Origin of the sequence: Streptomyces alkaliphilus, from assembly GCF_014141535.1 — a bacterium.
GTDB classification, from domain to species: Bacteria; Actinomycetota; Actinomycetes; order Streptomycetales; family Streptomycetaceae; genus Streptomyces; species Streptomyces alkaliphilus.
In genome coordinates, this window is record NZ_VKHT01001535.1 from 1 (window position 1) to 783 (window position 783).

Annotated in this window: 1 protein-coding gene and 1 pseudogene; both read right to left on the minus strand. The window is 75.2% G+C overall.

The genetic code is table 11. The features are described from left to right. Positions 1 to 232, minus strand: a pseudogene (locus FNQ90_RS25525) (DUF2637 domain-containing protein); the annotation flags it as partial. 138 nt (positions 233 to 370) lie between these two features. Next, positions 371 to 783, minus strand: a 413-nt coding sequence (locus tag FNQ90_RS25530; protein ID WP_228471610.1) for a hypothetical protein, incomplete at its 5' end; no start/stop codon positions are given.

A 783-nucleotide genomic window follows, 5' to 3' on the forward strand; every position in this document is an offset into this window, starting at 1 on the left:
CCCCCGCACGTCCCCCCACCCGCGCCAGCGCCGCATCCAGCCGCACGACGATGACGACGGCGGCGTCGACCACGATGGGCAGCAGCGGAGCGGTCCACTTCCACCCCTCCGGCGTCACCCGGGCCACCAGCGGGGTGACGGTGAGCACCGAGAAGACCACCGCGCCGAAGACGATCAGCCAGGTACCGACCGACAGCACCCGCTCGGCCTCCCGCAGGGTGCGCTCATCCATCCAGACCACCCCCCGACACGGCGCCGTGAACACCGGCGGTCGGGCCGTGAACAGCGACGGTCGGGACGTGTGCACCGGGGGTCGGACCGTGAACACCGGCCCGTCGCAGGTCCCGGATCGTCTCCGGCAGCGGGCCGCTCACCGCTCCTCCTCGTCCCGGTGGCCGATGCGGGCCAAGGCGTTGTGGGCGTGCCGCAGACCGTCGGCCAGGCGTCCGGCGGTGCCCGCGGCCTCCTGGGTCTCGATGCCGAAGGCGGCGACGTCGGCGGCCAACTGCTCGCCGTCACCGGAGTCGTGCCGCAGCCGCCCGGAGGCGTGCAGCGCTTCCAGCAACTCGCCCGCCTGACCGAGGGTCTGGGGCAGGCGCTCGACCAGCTCGGCCAGGGCGCCGATCACGGCGTAGACGTCCCCCGGCATCTCCCACTCGGCGCGGGCGTCGGGGCGGAAGGTCAGGTGATTGAGGGCGCGGATGGCCTCGGCGGCGGCCCGGGCGGTCCCGGCCGCCGTTGGCGCGTTGGTGGGCCGGCTCATCGCGCGCCCCCGATCGGGGC